This is a genomic window from Candidatus Laterigemmans baculatus (genome assembly GCF_010367455.1).
GTDB lineage: Bacteria > Planctomycetota > Planctomycetia > Pirellulales > Pirellulaceae > Laterigemmans > Laterigemmans baculatus.
The window spans coordinates 17,176-32,335 of sequence record NZ_WRPR01000112.1; the positions used below are offsets into that span (position 1 = coordinate 17,176).

The window sequence follows — 15,160 nt, forward strand, 5'->3', positions numbered from 1 at the left end:
ACGTTTCCGCCTTGGCAATGGCAAAAATTACGGCCCCGGGCGGGATCGGCTCCAAACTCGACCAAAAGGGGACGAGCGTCATGCGTCTTTCGCTTCGCAGCATCGTCGTCGCGGCAGCCGTTGCGGCGCTCGGCGGCACGGCCGACTCCGCTTCGGCTCAGGAATTCATCGTCAACAGCCAAGTCATCTCCGACGAGGTCGCCACGGACGCGGTGGTCAGCGGTGCGGCGGCTGGCGATGCGGTGGCCGGTGGGGCGGTGGTCGCCGGCGACGCGGGGTATTATCTGCCCGGCCGGACGTACGGTAGCCCTGACCTATTCTATAATTACTACACCCAGGGCTACAGCAATGCTGTCAATGCTCAGATGTACGTCTCGCCTCTCCCGGTGCCGCCGTACGTCGGGCACACGTTCTACACGTACCAGCCGCTGCTGCCTGAGCATTACCTCTACTGGCACAAGGACCGTTACCACAACCACTACGACGGCGGTCGCGGCCTGAACCGCACCCGGGCGGTCTATTACTCGCCGCCGGCGCGAACCGCTGCGCAGAACGTGTACTGGAACTGGTTGCGGATTCCTCGCTAAACGAGACCTCCCAATCCCCCGCATCCTGGAGTCGATTCCCATGTTCAAGCAGACCTTGCTGGTCGCCGTCGCCGCTGCGGCGCTCACCGCGTGCGGTGCCCACCGCGCCGAGGCAGGCGATCCCTACGCCTTCACCGATGCCTGGGCCGCCCAAGCCGCGGCGACTTATCCCTGGCACGGGGCGTACTACCACCAACAGTACGGTGCGCCGGTCGCGCTGGTCGTTCCGCCGACCTCGCACATGCGACAAGCCTACGCCTGGGGCGTCAGCCAGAACCTGATGTACCCGATCCACCACCAGTTCGAGCGGCCCGCCACCTATCCGGGCTCGACCGCCGGCTTCCTGCCCACCCCTTACTGGCCGAGCCACACCGACCAGTTCGGCGTGTACTACGTCCGCGGCCCCTGGTAAGAGCCCTCTCCAACTCGTACTCAGCGAAGCGGTACTCGTACTCAGCGAAGCGGTACTCGTACTCGAACGCGGTACTGAGTGCTGAGTACGAGTACGAGTACGAGTACGAGTACGAGTACGAGTACCGCCGCAAGCGGCTGAGTACGAGTTTGGGCCGCCTACACTAGCCTTACGATTTCGCCTGATTCGACGTGGTGCACCGTGTGCCCGTCGTCGATTCGCAGGGCTCCCGCCTCGTCGATCCCGCGGCACCAGCCGCGGAGTGATTCTCGGCCCCGCTGCAGCGTCACTTGTTTGCCGCTGAGCAGGCATCGTTGGCGGATCGCCGCGATCAACTCGGGGAATTCCTCGGCCATCCGGGCAGTATTTTCGGCCAGCCGCTCGACGAGGAGCTCGAGCAGTTCGTTGCGAGCGAGCGGACGGTTGGCGATCTCGGCGAGCGATCCGGCTCGCTGGCGAACGTCCTCCGCGGCGGTGCTGAAATCGGTCGAGACGTTGACGCCGATGCCGATGACCACGCGGTCGACTGCTGACCCAGCCGCTTCGACGAGGATCCCGCAGACTTTGCGGCCAGCAACTTGAACGTCGTTGGGCCACTTGATGCGGGCCGAGAGCGGAGGGACGAAGCTCTCAATCGCTTCGGCCACCGAGAGTCCCGCGACAAGGGCGATTCGCGAGGCAGTGGCGCGCTGGAGTTGTAGCCGCTTGAGCCCTTCGAGGAGGGAGAAGGTCAGCGTGCCGGCGTCGGCGTGCCATGAGCGATCGCCGCGGCCGCGACCGGCCGTCTGGTGGTCGGCTAGCACCAGCAGCGGCAGTTGCTCGTCGCTGAATTCCGCCCCGTGCTCGACCGCCCAGCGGTTGGTCGAATCGAGCTGGTGGAAGTGGCGGAAGCTGCGGACCGGTGAGCCCGCTTGTCGGAAGCTGGAGGGCTCCTCGGAGCTGGCAGGTGGCAGCATCGGGTCCACGCTCAGCTAGCGCGGCTCTTGGTCCGCGACTCGCGGAGTCCTCGGCTGAGGATGTCTCGAAGCATCGGCGAGTAATCCTCGTACTTCGAGCGGTCCGGAGCTCCCGCGGAGAACTGGTAGATCGCGTCCCGCGGTTTGACCCCCAGGGCGAGCAGCGTGCTGCTGACCGTGCCGTGCTCCTTGCCCCGCATGACCATGCTCGGCCGGCCCGGTCCGACCGGAGCACGGGCGAAGACTTTACTCGCGACGGCGAGGAACTTGACCGGCGAATCGAGCGTCTGAAGGGTCAGCAGCCGCTTGGCCATCTGGACGCGTTCGTCGGTCGGATCGTTGACGTTTCGCGAGCCGATGATGTTCAATCCTTCCTCGAGCTCGACCACTTCCTGGTCCTCTTCGGAATGAATGACCCAGCCGTGTTTGGCGTCGGCAATGACGATGTTGCAGCCCTCGTAGCGGGTTTTGTTCAGCTCCACGAGCGCTTTGTCGAGCGCTTTGCGGGAACTGGTGCAGCGGAGCAGGTCGAGGCAGAGCAAGCCGCGGGACCGCTGGCCGAACAGGGGCATCAGGGTCGCCCGGTTGCACAGCCCCACGAACAGCCCGTTTTGGTTGACGCCCAACCAGCTGCCGCCGGCCCGCTGGTCGATGCCGCACAGCACGCGGGGCTTTCCCGATTGGATCGAAGGCGGCAAACTAGGCCGCTCAAAATATTCTTCCCGGTTGGCAGCGACCAGAATCGGACTTTCAGGAACAAGCTGATATTGAACGGCGAGGAGGCACATCTCGGCTTTACTTTCGCTTTCCAAAGACCAATGAAACGAGGCCCTGGGGCCTGCGACGAGAGGGGAATCTACGGATCCGCCCGGTCGACTGGTGAAGCCGCTAATTTAGCTGCTCAGACGCTCGGGATGCACCCCCTGCGGTGGGGTAGGTAGCAAAAATAAAGCCGCATCTGGCAGGCTTTGACGCTCGCCTCGCCTTTTGGGCTGATGTCGGTCGGGGCGGATGGCCGATACCGTCGGGGAGAGGGTCCAGCCGTGCGTCTTGAGCTGGACTCGTGCCCCCACTCCTGCCCTCGTTGCCATGCCGCACGCGGCCTCCACCGCTGACGCCAAGAGCACCCCCCGGCCTCCGACAGGGGCGGTTCCGCCAGCAAACTCCGGCAGCCCCAATCCCGGTTACCAGCGCGAGGTGCTGGCGATCCGGGCACCGGTGGCGGTGACCTTGGCCCAGAAGCCGGTGCCGCTCTCGGTGGTTCTCGATCTGGTTCCCGGAGCGATGCTGCAGTTCGACAAAAACTGCGACGAGCCGCTGGTCCTCGAGGTGGGCGGGCACGCGATTGCCTACGGCGAAGCGGTCAAAGTCGACGACAAATTCGGGCTCCGCATCCGCAGTTTCGACGTCGCCAAAGAAGACCCCTGAGGGGGGCGTTGCAGTCATCAGCCGCCGGGCGCTAGCCCCCGGTTTCCGAAAGCGCGGTGGAAACCGGACGCTAGCGCGTTGCGGCTGATTGCGGAACCGGACGCTAGCGCGTTGCGGCTGATTGCGGAACCGGACGCTAGCGCGTTGCGGCTGATGGAGGAACCGGGCTACCGCGTGGTGGCTGATTGTGCAGCGGCTGAGCGATTTGCGGCGGTGGCCGGTTCGCGTTCGGGGGGGCTCTGAAGCTGCTCGGCGAGGCCGTCGTCGAGCGGCGAAATCAGCTCCGCCCTCCCCTGCCGCCACTCCTTGCCGATGATCAGCCGCGCTCCTTTGCTGAACGTCAGGTACGACCAAGTCCACTGCAGGAACACGAACACGCGGTTGCGGAAGCTGCTCAAGTAGTAGATGTGGATCAGCAGCCAGGCGAGCCAGGCGATGAACCCGTTCAGCTTGGCTTGGCGGCTCTGCAGGATTGCTCGGCGACGCCCGATCGTGGCCATCTGCCCTTTGTCCCAGTACTGGAACGGCTTGCGTGTCGGCGGCTCGGTTCCCGCCGCGGATGTCGCCTGTCGATGGCGGATTTCGGCCAGAATCGTTTTGCCGACGTAGCGGCCCTCCTGCATCGCCACCGGCGCCAGACCGGGGAGCGGGCGGCCGCCGGGGCCAGCGACGCTGGCGAGGTCTCCGGCGACGAAGACGTTGGGGTGGTCGGGAATCGAGAGATCCTCGCCGACCACCACCCGGCCCGCCCGGTCGAGCGGGACACCGAGGCTTTGGCCGATCCGATTGGCCTGGACTCCAGCCGCCCAGAGGACCGTTCCGGCGTCGATCCGCTGGTCCTGCATGTTGATCCCGCGAGCGTCGATCGCGGTGACCGGTTTACCGAGCACGACTTCCACGCCGAGCTGGTTCAGCGCCTTGTGGGCCCAGCTCGCTTGGTTGGCGTCGAACTGGTTGAGGATCCGGTCGACGGCGTCGACCAGGATCACGCGGGCCTGAGTCGCGTCGATGGCGCGAAAGTCGCGAGCCAAAGCGAAGCTGGCCATCTCCGCGATCGCTCCCGCCAACTCGACTCCGGTCGGTCCACCCCCGACGATCACGAAGGTCATCCAGTGGGCCTGCTCGGCGGGGTCCTTGCTGCGTTCGGCTTTTTCGAAAGCCACCAGCACGCGGCGGCGGATCTCGGTCGCCTGTTCGAGGTTCTTCAGCCCCGGCGCGTACTGCTCCCACTGCGGATTGCCAAAGTAGCTGTGCGTCGCCCCGCAGGCGACCAGCAAATAGTCGAACTCGAGCGGCCCGGCATCGCTCAGCACCCGCCGATTGGGCACGTCGATCGACTGGGCTCGCGCCAGCAGCGTGCGGACGCGGGGGTAGGGACGGAGCATGCTGCGGATCGGCGAAGCGATGTCCGACGGATCGAGCCCCGCCATCGCCACTTGGTAGAGCAGCGGCTGGAACAGGTGGTGGTTTCGCTGGTCGACGATGGTGACATCGACCGCTTGGCTCTGGCCGAGCACCTTTGCGGCGTTGATTCCCGCAAACCCGCCACCGATGATCACCACGTGGGGAAGCAATTCAGCACACTCCGGTAAGAAAGGTTGTTCCTTCCTTGGTATGCATCGGAGGCAGAAACAGCAACCCGGTACTCAGTACTCAGTACCGCTTCGCGGAGCTCCACGAAAAAACGGACCCTCGGGTTAGCGAGGGTCCGCGATTCGTCTTTCAGCTGGGTTTGCCGTGTGGGCGGGTTAGGCCGTGGTCGAGGCGGCCAGGCCGGCCGCTTCGGCCAGCGCGTCGGCCTTGTCGGTCTTTTCCCAGGTGAACGAGTCGCCGGTGCGGCCAAAGTGACCTCCGGCGGCGGTGGCGCGGTACACCGGGCGGCGAAGCTCGAGGTAGTCGATAATTCCGGCTGGCGAGAGCGGGAAGTGCTCGCGGACCAATTTGCAGATCGTCTCGTCGTCGACGCGGCCACTGCCCTGAGTGTCGACGTGGACGCTGACCGGCTCGGAGACGCCGATCGCGTACGCCAATTGGACTTCGCAGCGGTCCGCCAGCCCGGCGGCGACGATCGTCTTGGCGACGTGGCGGGCCATGTAGGCGGCGCTGCGGTCGACTTTGGTTGGATCCTTGCCGCTGAACGCACCGCCACCGTGCCGGCCCCAGCCGCCGTAGGTGTCGACGATGATTTTGCGGCCGGTCAAGCCACAGTCGCCGTGGGGTCCGCCGACGACGAACTTGCCGGTCGGGTTGATGTGGTACTTGATGTCCCCTTTGACCAGCTCCTGCGGCAGGCAGGGCGTGATGATTTGGTCGACGACGAACTTGCGGAGTTCTTCCTGCGAGACCGACTCGTCGTGCTGCGTGCTGAGCACCACCGTATCGATGCGAACGGGCGTGAAGCCGTCGTACTCGACCGTCACTTGGCTCTTGCTGTCGGGACGCAGCCAGCTGACTTCGCCGTTCTGGCGGGCCTCGGTGATGCGGTTGATGATCCGGTGCGAGAGGGCGATCGGCAGCGGCATCAGTTCTTCGGTGTCGCGGCAAGCGAAGCCGAACATCAGCCCTTGGTCGCCAGCCCCGACCTCTTTCCCCTTGCTGGCGTCGGCGTTGACGCCCATCGCGATGTCGGGGCTCTGCTCGTCGAGCGAGACCATCACGGCGCAGGTGTCGGCGTTGATCCCCATCTTGTCGTCGGTGTAGCCGACTTCGCGGATCACGTCGCGGACGATCTTCGCGTAGTTGACCGTCGCGGTGGTGCTGATTTCGCCCGCGATCATCGCCAGCCCCGTCGTCACCAGCGTCTCGCAGGCGATCCGGCTGTTCGGGTCTTGCGCGAAGAGGGCGTCGACGACGCCGTCGGAAATCTGGTCGGCCAGCTTGTCGGGATGCCCCATGCTGACCGATTCGCTGGTGAAGAGATACTTACCCGTTGCCACGTTCAATACTCCTGAAGACGCTTTTGGAAGACCCGTGTCCGCACGCCAGTATGACTGGACTGCGGGAAAAATGTTGGACGGTAGCCGGTAGCCGGTGGACGGTAGCCGGTGGCCGGTGACCGGACGCCGGAGACCGGAGACCGGACGCCGGAGACCGTTTTCTCAGCTATCGATCTCGACCAGCTCGCCATGGCTGTCGCGGCAGTCCATTTCGAGGTGTTCGGGGAACAGTCCGTCGCTGCCGAGAATTTGGACGGTCATGCTGCCGCTCTCCTCCATCTCCATGATCTTGCGACGTTTGCGGTTGTTGAGGAACGCGGCCACTTCGTCGTTGACGCGAATCGTGACCCGCGTGATGTGTTCGTTGCGGCAGGCCAGGGCGAGCATCCGGATGACTTCGATCGACATGCTCTCGGCCGTCTTGACCAGCCCTCGGCCGCTGCAGCAGGGGCAGTCGGTATAGATGCTCCGCTTCAGGCTGGGGCGAATCCGTTGGCGAGTCATCTCGATCAACCCGAACGGGCTGGTCCGCAGAATTTTCGTCCGCGCCCGGTCGTTCTTCATCGCATCGCGGAGGGCGTGCTCGACTTTGCGGCGGTGCGACTCTTTCCGCATGTCGATGAAGTCATTGACGATCACGCCGCCGAGGTCGCGGAGCCGCAGCTGGCGAGCGATCTCTTTGGCGGCCGACATGTTCAACCGGAAGGCGGTTTCCTCGGCCGAGTCGTCGGTGCGGAAGTTGCCGCTGTTGACGTCGATCGCCACGAGGGCTTCGGTCGGATCGATCACGATCGAGCCGCCGCCCGGGAGCGGCACTTTCCGCTCGTTGATGTTAGCGATCTCTTCCTCCAGCCGGTACTTGTGGAACAGCGGCTCGCTGCCTTCGTACAGGTGGAGATGGTCGGTGAACCGCGGCATCACCAGCCGCAGGAATTCGCGAGCTCGTTCGTAGGCGTCGCGATCGTCGATGTGGATCGCTTCGATCTCGTCGTTGAAGATGTCGCGGATCGTGCGGATGATCAGATCGCTCTCTTCGTAGATCACGCCCGGTTCGCTCGTCTCCTGCAGCCGGCGGACGATCGCCTTCCAGAGCCGCAGCAGGTAGTTCATGTCGCGGTGCAGGTCGCGGCCGCTCCGCTTCTGCCCGGCGGTGCGAACGATGAACCCGAGCCCCTTGGGCGGATTCATCTCGATCAGCAACTTGCGAAGTCGTTTGCGGTCGTCCTCGTCTTCGATCTTGCGGCTCACGCCGACCCGTCCGAGGGCGGGCATCAGGACGAGATAGCGGCCGGGGATGCTGATGTAAGTGCTGAGGGTCGGGCCCTTGGTGCCGATCCCTTCCTTGATGACCTGGACGAGCACCTCGTCGCCGCGTTTGAAGATCTCTTGGATCGGCGGCTTGATCCGGGGGCGTCCCCCTTTGAAGGCCCGGCGGTTTCCGTGCCCGCTCTCGCGTGCCCGCACCGCGGCTCGCTCGGCGTCCTCGTCCGACTGCCGCATGATCTCTTCGGGATCGTAGCCCCCTTGGCGGAAGTACTGCGGCTCGACGTCGCTGATGTGCAGAAAGCCGTTGCGGCCGACCCCAAAGTCGACGAACGCCGCTTGGATGCTCGGCTCGAGGTTGACGATTCGCCCGCGGTAGACGTTCCCGGCGTAGGTCTCCTGGCTGGCCCGGTCGATGTACAGCTCGTCGAGCCGCCCGTTGTCGAGCACGGCGATCCGGCTCTCCTCGGGCTGAGCGACGTTGATCAGCATTTCTTTCTTCATCGAGGTCTCTTCGGTTTGATTTGATGAACGCGAGGCGGAGCGTGAGGCGCGGCTGGAGCCGTCCGCACTGCGGCGCGTGGTTGGAGTGCTTCTCATGGCGTTTTGGTCGGGGGCATTTGGGTCGTTTGAATTTTGTTCGCGTGAGGATCGAGCGCGTCGGAGTCCGCCGCGTCTCGGGTCTGAGATGGATGGGTGGGTGCGGAGTTCGGCTCGGCACAGTCCGCCGCGGCAAGCTCGGCCGGATCGAGCTCGCGGTCGAGTTCGGTGCGGAATCGGGTCAGTCGTCCGCCGGCCTCGACGAGCCCCTGGAGACCGAGGGCGGTGAGCACATCGTCCGGACGGAGGCTGGCGGTGCGGCTGCTCCGCAGGACCATCTCCAGCCGCCCGTCGCGGACGGCCAGGTCGACGATCTGTTCGGCGACGCTCGCCTCGACCGGCTTGTCTTTGCGGGTGAAGCGAATCGTGCCAGCGGCCCGCAGGCGCTCGATCCGGGCTTCGACCTCCGAAGGGTCGAGCGTCACGGCTGAAGCCAATGCATCGCTGGCCGCGTCGCTGGGGGGCCATTCGAGGGCGAAGTGGCCGCAGGCGAGTTGGGCTTTGCCAAAACCTTCAGGGATCCGGCAGACCCGCGTGATCTGCATCCCGGCGGCGGTGGCCGCATCGCCGCGAAGGTCGCTCGAGAGCCGCTCGAGCAGTTCGGCGGCGGAGAGCTCCTCGGTCAGGTCGAGCTCGACGACTTCGTCGAGGCTCTCGGTGCCGAGGGCGAGGGCCGAGGGGAAGCTGATCCGCGGTTTGGGGTGAAAGCCCTCGGTCATCGCCAGCTGTAGCCCGCTCCGCCGCAGCAGGCGTTCCCACAGGCGTGCCAAATCCCGATGGCTGATCCAGCGGAGCAACCCGGTTTTCGTGAATCGGACTTGGTAGCGAACACGCGACATGCGGGAGCGGTGTTTCGGATTTCTAGGTGGGAATCAATTCGGGAGCCAAGTCACTCAAGCGGTCCATCAGATACATGTCGACTTCGCCGGCGGCTTCGAACGTCATGACCCGTTCGGCGATCTCGCGGCACTGCCCGATCGTCACCGAGCGGATGGCCTTTTTGACTTTCGTCAGGGCTTGCGGAGGAACGCTCAGGCGGCGGACGCCGAGCCCGATCAGGAGCAGGGCCCGAGCCGGATTGCTGCTCATCTCGCCGCAGACGCTCAGCGGCACGTGGTGGGCGTCGGCGATCTCGACCGCGCGGAGGATCAACCGCAGGACGGCCGGGTCGCTCGACTGGTACAGATCGGCGACGTACTCGTTGCTGCGGTCGACCGCCAAGGTGTACTGGACCAGGTCGTTGGTCCCGACGCTGAGGAAATCGACCTCGCGGATGAAGCGGTCGAGCATCAGCACTGCCGAGGGGACTTCGACCATCATCCCGATCGGAATGTCGGTGCGGCAGCCGACCCCTTCCTCTTCCAGGTCCTCGGCCACGACGTTGACCAGCATCCGCGCTTGCCGGAGCTCGCCGAGGGTGGTGATCATCGGGAACATCAGCCGCACGTCGCCGTGGATCGCGGCCCGCAGGACGGCTCGCAGCTGGGGGCGGAAGAGGTCTTGGTTTTTCAGGCTGAGGCGGATCGAGCGGAGGCCGAGGCAGGGGTTGTGTTCGTACTCGGCCAGCGGCCGGTGGCCCATTTTGTCCGCCCCGAGGTCGAGGGTCCGGATGATCACCGGTCGCCCCTGCATCGCCCGGACGACTTCGCTGTAGGCCTCGTAGTGGTCCTGCTCGGTCGGCTCGTCCTCGCGGCTGAGGTACAGGAACTCGGTGCGGTAGAGCCCAATTCCGTCGGCTCCACGCGACAAGCAGGCGGCGACTTCGTGGGGAAACTCGATGTTGGCCGAGAGTTCGATCGCGACCCCATCGGCGGTCTGCGAAGGGAGATCGGCCAGCTGGTCGAGGCGGGCGAGCAGCTCGCGGCGGCGGAGCAGCCCGCGTTCGTATTCGTCGAGCGTCGCCTGGTCGGGGTCGAGGATCACGATCCCCCGGTCCCCGTCGACGATCACGCGGGTGCCGACGACCACGCGATCCAAAAACGGGCCGATCCCGACGACCGCCGGGAGCTCGAGCCCTTTGGCGACGATCGCCGTGTGGCCGCCCGGGCCTCCGGTCTCGGTGGCAAAACCGATCACCTTGGTGCGGTCGAGCCCCGCCGTTTCGCTCGGCGTGAGGTTGTGGGAGAAGGCAACCGAGGGCTCGACCAGGCTGTCGAGCGGGCGGTGGGTGACCGCTCCGAGCTGCTGCAGCAGTTGCTTTTCGATGTCGAGCACGTCCTGCGCCCGCTCGGCCAACAGCGGGTTGTTGAGCCGCCGCAGGGCCGAGGCGTAGGAGTGCATGACCTGGCTGACCGCGTAATCGGCGGTGTGTTGCGAGCCGGTGATCTTCCGCTGCAGTTCGGCCGTCAAGCGCGGGTCGTGCAGCATCTGCAGCTGGGCGGCGAAGATGCTCCCGGTCGAATCGCCGAGCCGCCGCGAAGTGCTCTCGCGGTTGGTTTCGAGGGTGCGCGCCACAGCGGCCACGGCCGCGACGAGGCGGTCGTGCTCGGCGGCCACATCGGCTAAAGCGACGTGGCACCGGGGGATGCTGTAGCCTTGGTCATCCAGCACGACTGCGGGACCGATGGCCACTCCCGGTGAAACCGGTATGCCGTGAAATTGTTCCATCGTGGGCCGATGCCGTTTCGCTGTTGCCCCCCGGGCTTGGGCGTCCCGGTCCGCCAGGCTCCCTGGGGCTCGGTCGCATCGGCAAGCCGGCGGAGGGCCAGCGAAAGCTTCGTCTAAGTGGTTCGGTAGGTGTTCGGGGGCGGAGGCCGCTACTCGGACTCGGCCCCCTCGAGTTCATAAAAGCCGTGGTCGAACAGCTCGGCGATCGAGGCGATCGCTTCGGCTGCGTCCGCACCTTCGGCTGTCAAATGCAGTTCGGTTCCCTGGCTGGCCCCGAGCGTGAGGATCGAGAGGATGCTCTTGCAGTCGGCCATCTGTCCCTCCCGCCCGAGCATCACCTCGGCGTCGTAGCGACTGGCCTGTTTGACCAGCAGGTCGGCCGGTCGCAGATGCAAACCCTGGGGGTTGCGCACGACGACGGTTCGCTGCAGTGGTCGGGAGTTCATCGTGGACGGATCGCCCAATTGAGGCTCGGGGAGAAACAAGACGCAGGTCACGTGGCGAACTGGTTGTTGTCCGCTTCCTCGAGCAATTGGTGGATGTCATCGGCCGTCTTGGATTGCTTCAAGAACCGGCAGAAGGTGTCGTCGCGAAGCTGCCGCGAGATGTTCTCCAGGGCTCGCAGGTGGTCGCCCGGGCGTTCCGGAGGGCTGACGAGCAAGAAAAACAACTGGACGTTTTCGCCATCGAGGCTGTTGAAGTCGACTCCGTGAGCGCTGACGCCCACGGTGCCGACCAGTTTCTGAACGCTGGGGTGTTTGGTGTGGGGGACCGCAACGCCGCGGCCGATTCCCGTGCTGCCGAGTTCCTCGCGTTTCAGGATCGCAGCGATGATGTCGTCCTTTTCTGCCGGATTGACATCGCCGGCGTCGAGGAGCGACTGGACCAATTCGCTGATGACCGACTCTTTGTCATCAGCGGCCAAGTCCGCTCGGATTGCTTTGAAGCTAATAAAGTCGGCAAACTTCATCGTCGGTGTGTTCCTTGATTGGATTGTCACCCGGATCGGCCGGCCAAGGCGATCGCTCGCGGCAAGGCGCCAGTGAGTGCCAAGCCGTTTGTTCGCGGGCGCTGGGACTCAGCTTAAGTCGCGTCTTCCGGGGCGGAAGCGTCGAGGTGCTTGAGTCCGGTGGCTCGGTGTCCGGTCAATTTTTCTTTGGCTCGGCGGAGCTGCTGCTCCATCTTCGGCATCGCCAGATCAACCGCCGCGATGATGTTCGAGGCTTCCGCTTTCGCCACGAACTCGCCGGCATGCTCCGCCGATACCTTCACTTCGATCGCAGGCGTCTCCTGATGCTCGAGATCAGCCGTGACTTCGATGGCGCTCACCCGGTCAAAAATCCGCCGCAGTTTGGCGACCTTCTCTTCAATGATGGCTTGGTCACCGGGGCGGAGATTGCCGTGGCGGGCCGAAACGCTGATCAGCATTGGAGCGGGTACTCCCGAGGTGAGCAGAAGAGGGAAGGAGTGGATCGGTGGAGCGCGACCGAAACCCCAGCATACGAAAGCTGCGGCCCGGCGGTAAGTCAAGGATTCTAAATCTCCCCGGCCGTTCCACCAAGATGGATCTGGCAGTCCAGGCGAACTTCGTCAAGCAGGCAAACCCGCCGCCCATCGCCGAGCGTTGCGAGCCGCCCCGGGAGGCCCTAGATTGCCGGAATGAACAGCCACCCGCCGCAGCCACCCTCCCCCAGCACGCCCGCCAGCCGCGACCGCTGGCGGCGGGCCGACCCCGAGCAGATCGCCGCCCATCAGGTCGCGCGGGTCAACCGGCTGTTGGCCGAAGTCGTTGCCCAGGAAGGGTTTTATCGCCGCAAGTACCACGCGGATGCGCTCCAGCTCACCGAGTTTCCGAAGGTTACCGAGCTCGCCAAGATCACCGGGCTCCCCAGGATCACCGAGCTCGCCGACCTCCGCCGGCTGCCGCTGCTGGAGAAGCCCGAGCTCGATTCGGCCGATGGCTCTCCGGCCGCCTTTCATACCTACCCCCCCGGAGCCTACGTTCGCTTCCATCGTACGAGCGGCACCCGTGGGCGACCGCTGCCGGTGATGGATACCGCGGCCGATTGGCGGTGGTGGATCGATACCTGGCAGTACGTCCTCGACGCCGGCCAAGTGACTCCCGCGGACGTCGCCGTGATGGCCTTCTCGTTCGGCCCCTTTATCGGCTTCTGGAGCGCCAACGACGCGCTGGTCGATCGCGGCGCGATGGTGATTCCGGCCGGTGGCATGAGCACCGCGGCGCGGCTCGCGCTGATCGAGCAAACCCGGGCCACAGTCGTCTGCTGTACCCCGACCTACGCGATGCATCTGGCCGAAACCGCGGCGGCCGAAGGGATCGATCTGAGTGGCTCCAGCGTCCGCTTGCTGATCGTGGCCGGCGAACCTGGTGGCTCGATCCCCGAGGTCCGCCAGCGAATCGAGACGGCCTGGGGGGCGACGGTTCTGGACCACAGCGGCGCAACCGAGCTCGGTCCCTGGGGATTTGGCAGCCGCGACGGACGGGGGCTGCACGTGATCGAGTCGGAGTTCATCGCCGAGTTGCTGATCCCGGGAACCGACCGCCCCGCAGCCGAAGGGGAACTGGCCGAGCTGGTGCTGACCGGCCTCGGGCGGCTCGGCGCCCCGGCGATCCGCTACCGGACCGGCGATCTCGTCCGCGGCTATCGCGAGCACGACGAGCAGTGCCGGTTTTTGTGGCTCGAGGGGGGAGTGCTCGGACGGGCCGATGATATGCTGGTGATTCGCGGCGTCAATATTTTTCCCACCAGCATCGAGCAAATCGTGCGTTCACTCCCTCGGCTCGGCGAGTTCCGCTTGATCGCGACCCGCCGCGGTGTGATGGACGAGCTCGAAGTGTTGGTGGAAGACCCGCAAAACGATCCAGCCGATTTGGCCGCTGCGATGGAACAGCGGCTCGGGCTGCGGATTCCCGTGCGGGCGGTCGCTCCGGAGAGTTTGCCGCGGTTTGACGCGAAAGCCAAACGCTTGGAAGATCGCCGCCACGCCGCGCGCGGGGAGGGATCCCGATGAGCGACGTCACCAGCCCATCGCCGAGCGACGCTCACGCTCGCCCCACCCCGCTCGAGCTGCGACGAATCTCGCCTGCGGAGATCGAGATCGCCTGGTCCGATGGAGCGACGCTGCGGTATCGCGCCGCTCTGCTCCGCGACAAATGCCCCTGCGCCACCTGCCGCGAACGCCGCCGCGGCGAGCAAGAGAAGCGGGACTCGGCCGCCGGAGAGCGACCGCTGAAATTGCCCGTGTTGTCGGCCGCCGAAGCAAAGCCGCTCGCGATCGAGCGGGTTCGTCCGGTCGGTCACTACGCCTACAACATCGCCCTCAGCGACGGACACGACTCGGGGATCTTCCCCCTCGAGCTGCTCCGAGAGATCGGGCAACACGGACCCTAGGCAGGGTTGCCAATCCGTTTTTGCCAGACACTGTTTCAATCAGCCGCCACGCGCTAGCGTCCGGTTCTCACGGCGTTTTCGGGAACCGGGGGCTAGCGCCCGGCGGCTGATCAATAGGACGAGCTCGCCAGTCGCGGCTGACTAAAGGGCAAGATTCACCCTACCGGAAGAACGTGGTTCCGCCGGGGCTGCGGGCGACGTTGACCCGCGTCGAGTAGGGATCGAGCACCGTGGGGGCCATCCCGCCGCGAATTTCGGTGCGGACCGGGGGAGCGACGTAGGTCACCGGACCGGTGGAGATCGTGGTCAGCCCGGCCGACGGGGGGAGGCTGGCGACTTGCGTCTGCGAGGTGCTGGGGTTCGTCACGCCGACGGCGACCAACTGTTCTTCCTGCTGCTTTTCCATCCGCACGACCCGCGTCGGTTCGTTCACGACCCGTTGCTCGGCCACCCACCGAGTCGAGGTTTTGACGCGGTTGTAGGTTTCGGTCCGGGCTTCCCACTGCGTCTGGGGAACGTAGTGGTAGGCGAGCGTGGCGGGTTTGAAGGGGTTCCACAAGCCATGCCAGCGAGCTTCCACGCCGTAGCGGACGACTGGCGTGAAGTAGGTTTGGCTGACCGGTTCGAGCTCATTGACCGTCTGCGGCGTCGAGACAGTCACGACCTTCTGCTCCATCCGCGTTTCGACGACGGGGCGCTCGACCGTTTTAAACTCTTTGCGATACACAATCCCGGTCGTCGGGTCGGTGATTAAGTTGGAGTCCTCGGCCGCTGCCTGATGATCCCAAGGATTTCCAACCACGCTGCCCAGCAGGAATAGGGGCAGTAACATCCACCGCTTTCGCATGGCATTCCCTCGCCAATAATGTCTGCGGACACGCATTGTCTGCGTGTGGAGAAGATTATCTTCTTCAATCGGTTGGAACTGTTCGGCGCGTGAGCTTTTTTCTCAAGCCGG

16 protein-coding genes are annotated in these 15,160 nt (G+C 65.1%); 5 read left to right on the plus strand and 11 right to left on the minus strand.

Annotation, left to right across the window (positions count from 1 at the left end):
• Positions 1-17: 17 nt before the first annotated feature.
• Both GNK13_RS18165 and GNK13_RS18170 read left to right on the plus strand, forming a co-directional pair.
• Positions 18-587 (plus strand): hypothetical protein, encoded by a 570-nt coding sequence (locus GNK13_RS18165; RefSeq protein ID WP_164103976.1) that lies wholly within the window; start codon positions 18-20, stop codon positions 585-587.
• Positions 588-627: 40 nt separating this feature from the next.
• Entirely contained in the window at positions 628-999 is a 372-nt protein-coding gene (locus GNK13_RS18170) for a hypothetical protein (RefSeq protein WP_164103977.1), read from the plus strand.
• A gap of 158 nt (positions 1,000-1,157) precedes the next feature.
• On the opposite strand, the gene GNK13_RS18175 is transcribed toward GNK13_RS18170, so the two are convergent.
• On the minus strand, positions 1,158-1,955 hold the full coding sequence (locus GNK13_RS18175; protein ID WP_164103978.1) for a biotin--[acetyl-CoA-carboxylase] ligase: 798 nt from the start codon (positions 1,953-1,955) through the stop codon (positions 1,158-1,160).
• A gap of 11 nt (positions 1,956-1,966) precedes the next feature.
• The gene (locus tag GNK13_RS18180) at positions 1,967-2,743 is read right to left on the minus strand and encodes an NRDE family protein (RefSeq protein WP_164103979.1); all 777 of its coding nucleotides are present in this window, start codon (positions 2,741-2,743) and stop codon (positions 1,967-1,969) included.
• 301 nt (positions 2,744-3,044) lie between these two features.
• Between GNK13_RS18180 and GNK13_RS18185 the strand changes: the two genes are divergently transcribed.
• On the plus strand, positions 3,045-3,383 hold the full coding sequence (locus GNK13_RS18185; RefSeq protein ID WP_164103980.1) for a FliM/FliN family flagellar motor C-terminal domain-containing protein: 339 nt from the start codon (positions 3,045-3,047) through the stop codon (positions 3,381-3,383).
• Positions 3,384-3,550: 167 nt separating this feature from the next.
• Here the strand turns inward: GNK13_RS18185 and GNK13_RS18190 are convergent, their stop codons facing one another.
• From GNK13_RS18190 to hpf, 8 genes are all read right to left on the minus strand, one after another.
• Entirely contained in the window at positions 3,551-4,957 is a 1,407-nt protein-coding gene (locus GNK13_RS18190) for an NAD(P)/FAD-dependent oxidoreductase (protein ID WP_164103981.1), read from the minus strand.
• 174 nt (positions 4,958-5,131) lie between these two features.
• Positions 5,132-6,319: a methionine adenosyltransferase gene (gene metK / locus GNK13_RS18195; protein ID WP_203329132.1), complete on the minus strand. Its 1,188-nt coding sequence runs from the start codon at positions 6,317-6,319 to the stop codon at positions 5,132-5,134.
• A 162-nt stretch (positions 6,320-6,481) separates the two neighbouring features.
• On the minus strand, positions 6,482-8,086 hold the full coding sequence (locus GNK13_RS18200; RefSeq protein ID WP_164103983.1) for an Rne/Rng family ribonuclease: 1,605 nt from the start codon (positions 8,084-8,086) through the stop codon (positions 6,482-6,484).
• A gap of 92 nt (positions 8,087-8,178) precedes the next feature.
• Positions 8,179-9,021, minus strand: a complete 843-nt coding sequence (locus tag GNK13_RS18205; RefSeq protein ID WP_164103984.1) for a TIGR03936 family radical SAM-associated protein — start codon at positions 9,019-9,021, stop codon at positions 8,179-8,181.
• Positions 9,022-9,043: 22 nt separating this feature from the next.
• Complete coding sequence (gene ptsP, locus GNK13_RS18210; RefSeq protein ID WP_164103985.1) at positions 9,044-10,789, minus strand: phosphoenolpyruvate--protein phosphotransferase; 1,746 nt, start codon at positions 10,787-10,789, stop codon at positions 9,044-9,046.
• A 149-nt stretch (positions 10,790-10,938) separates the two neighbouring features.
• The gene (locus GNK13_RS18215; protein WP_164103986.1) at positions 10,939-11,235 is read right to left on the minus strand and encodes an HPr family phosphocarrier protein; all 297 of its coding nucleotides are present in this window, start codon (positions 11,233-11,235) and stop codon (positions 10,939-10,941) included.
• 47 nt (positions 11,236-11,282) lie between these two features.
• Complete coding sequence (locus tag GNK13_RS18220; RefSeq protein WP_164103987.1) at positions 11,283-11,759, minus strand: PTS sugar transporter subunit IIA; 477 nt, start codon at positions 11,757-11,759, stop codon at positions 11,283-11,285.
• 113 nt (positions 11,760-11,872) lie between these two features.
• Positions 11,873-12,217: a ribosome hibernation-promoting factor, HPF/YfiA family gene (gene hpf, locus GNK13_RS18225; protein ID WP_164103988.1), complete on the minus strand. Its 345-nt coding sequence runs from the start codon at positions 12,215-12,217 to the stop codon at positions 11,873-11,875.
• Positions 12,218-12,448: 231 nt separating this feature from the next.
• Between hpf and GNK13_RS18230 the strand changes: the two genes are divergently transcribed.
• Both GNK13_RS18230 and GNK13_RS18235 read left to right on the plus strand, forming a co-directional pair.
• A complete protein-coding gene (locus GNK13_RS18230) occupies positions 12,449-13,822 on the plus strand; it encodes a phenylacetate--CoA ligase family protein (RefSeq protein ID WP_164103989.1) in 1,374 nt (457 codons plus the stop codon).
• Positions 13,819-14,202 carry a DUF971 domain-containing protein gene (locus tag GNK13_RS18235; RefSeq protein WP_164103990.1) on the plus strand — a complete coding sequence of 128 codons (384 nt, stop codon included), beginning with the start codon at positions 13,819-13,821 and terminating at the stop codon, positions 14,200-14,202. The genes GNK13_RS18230 and GNK13_RS18235 overlap by 4 nt, the downstream gene beginning before the upstream one ends.
• Positions 14,203-14,362: 160 nt before the next feature.
• Here the strand turns inward: GNK13_RS18235 and GNK13_RS18240 are convergent, their stop codons facing one another.
• Positions 14,363-15,034, minus strand: a complete 672-nt coding sequence (locus GNK13_RS18240) for a hypothetical protein (RefSeq protein WP_164103991.1) — start codon at positions 15,032-15,034, stop codon at positions 14,363-14,365.
• Between the last annotated feature and the right edge of the window lie 126 nt (positions 15,035-15,160).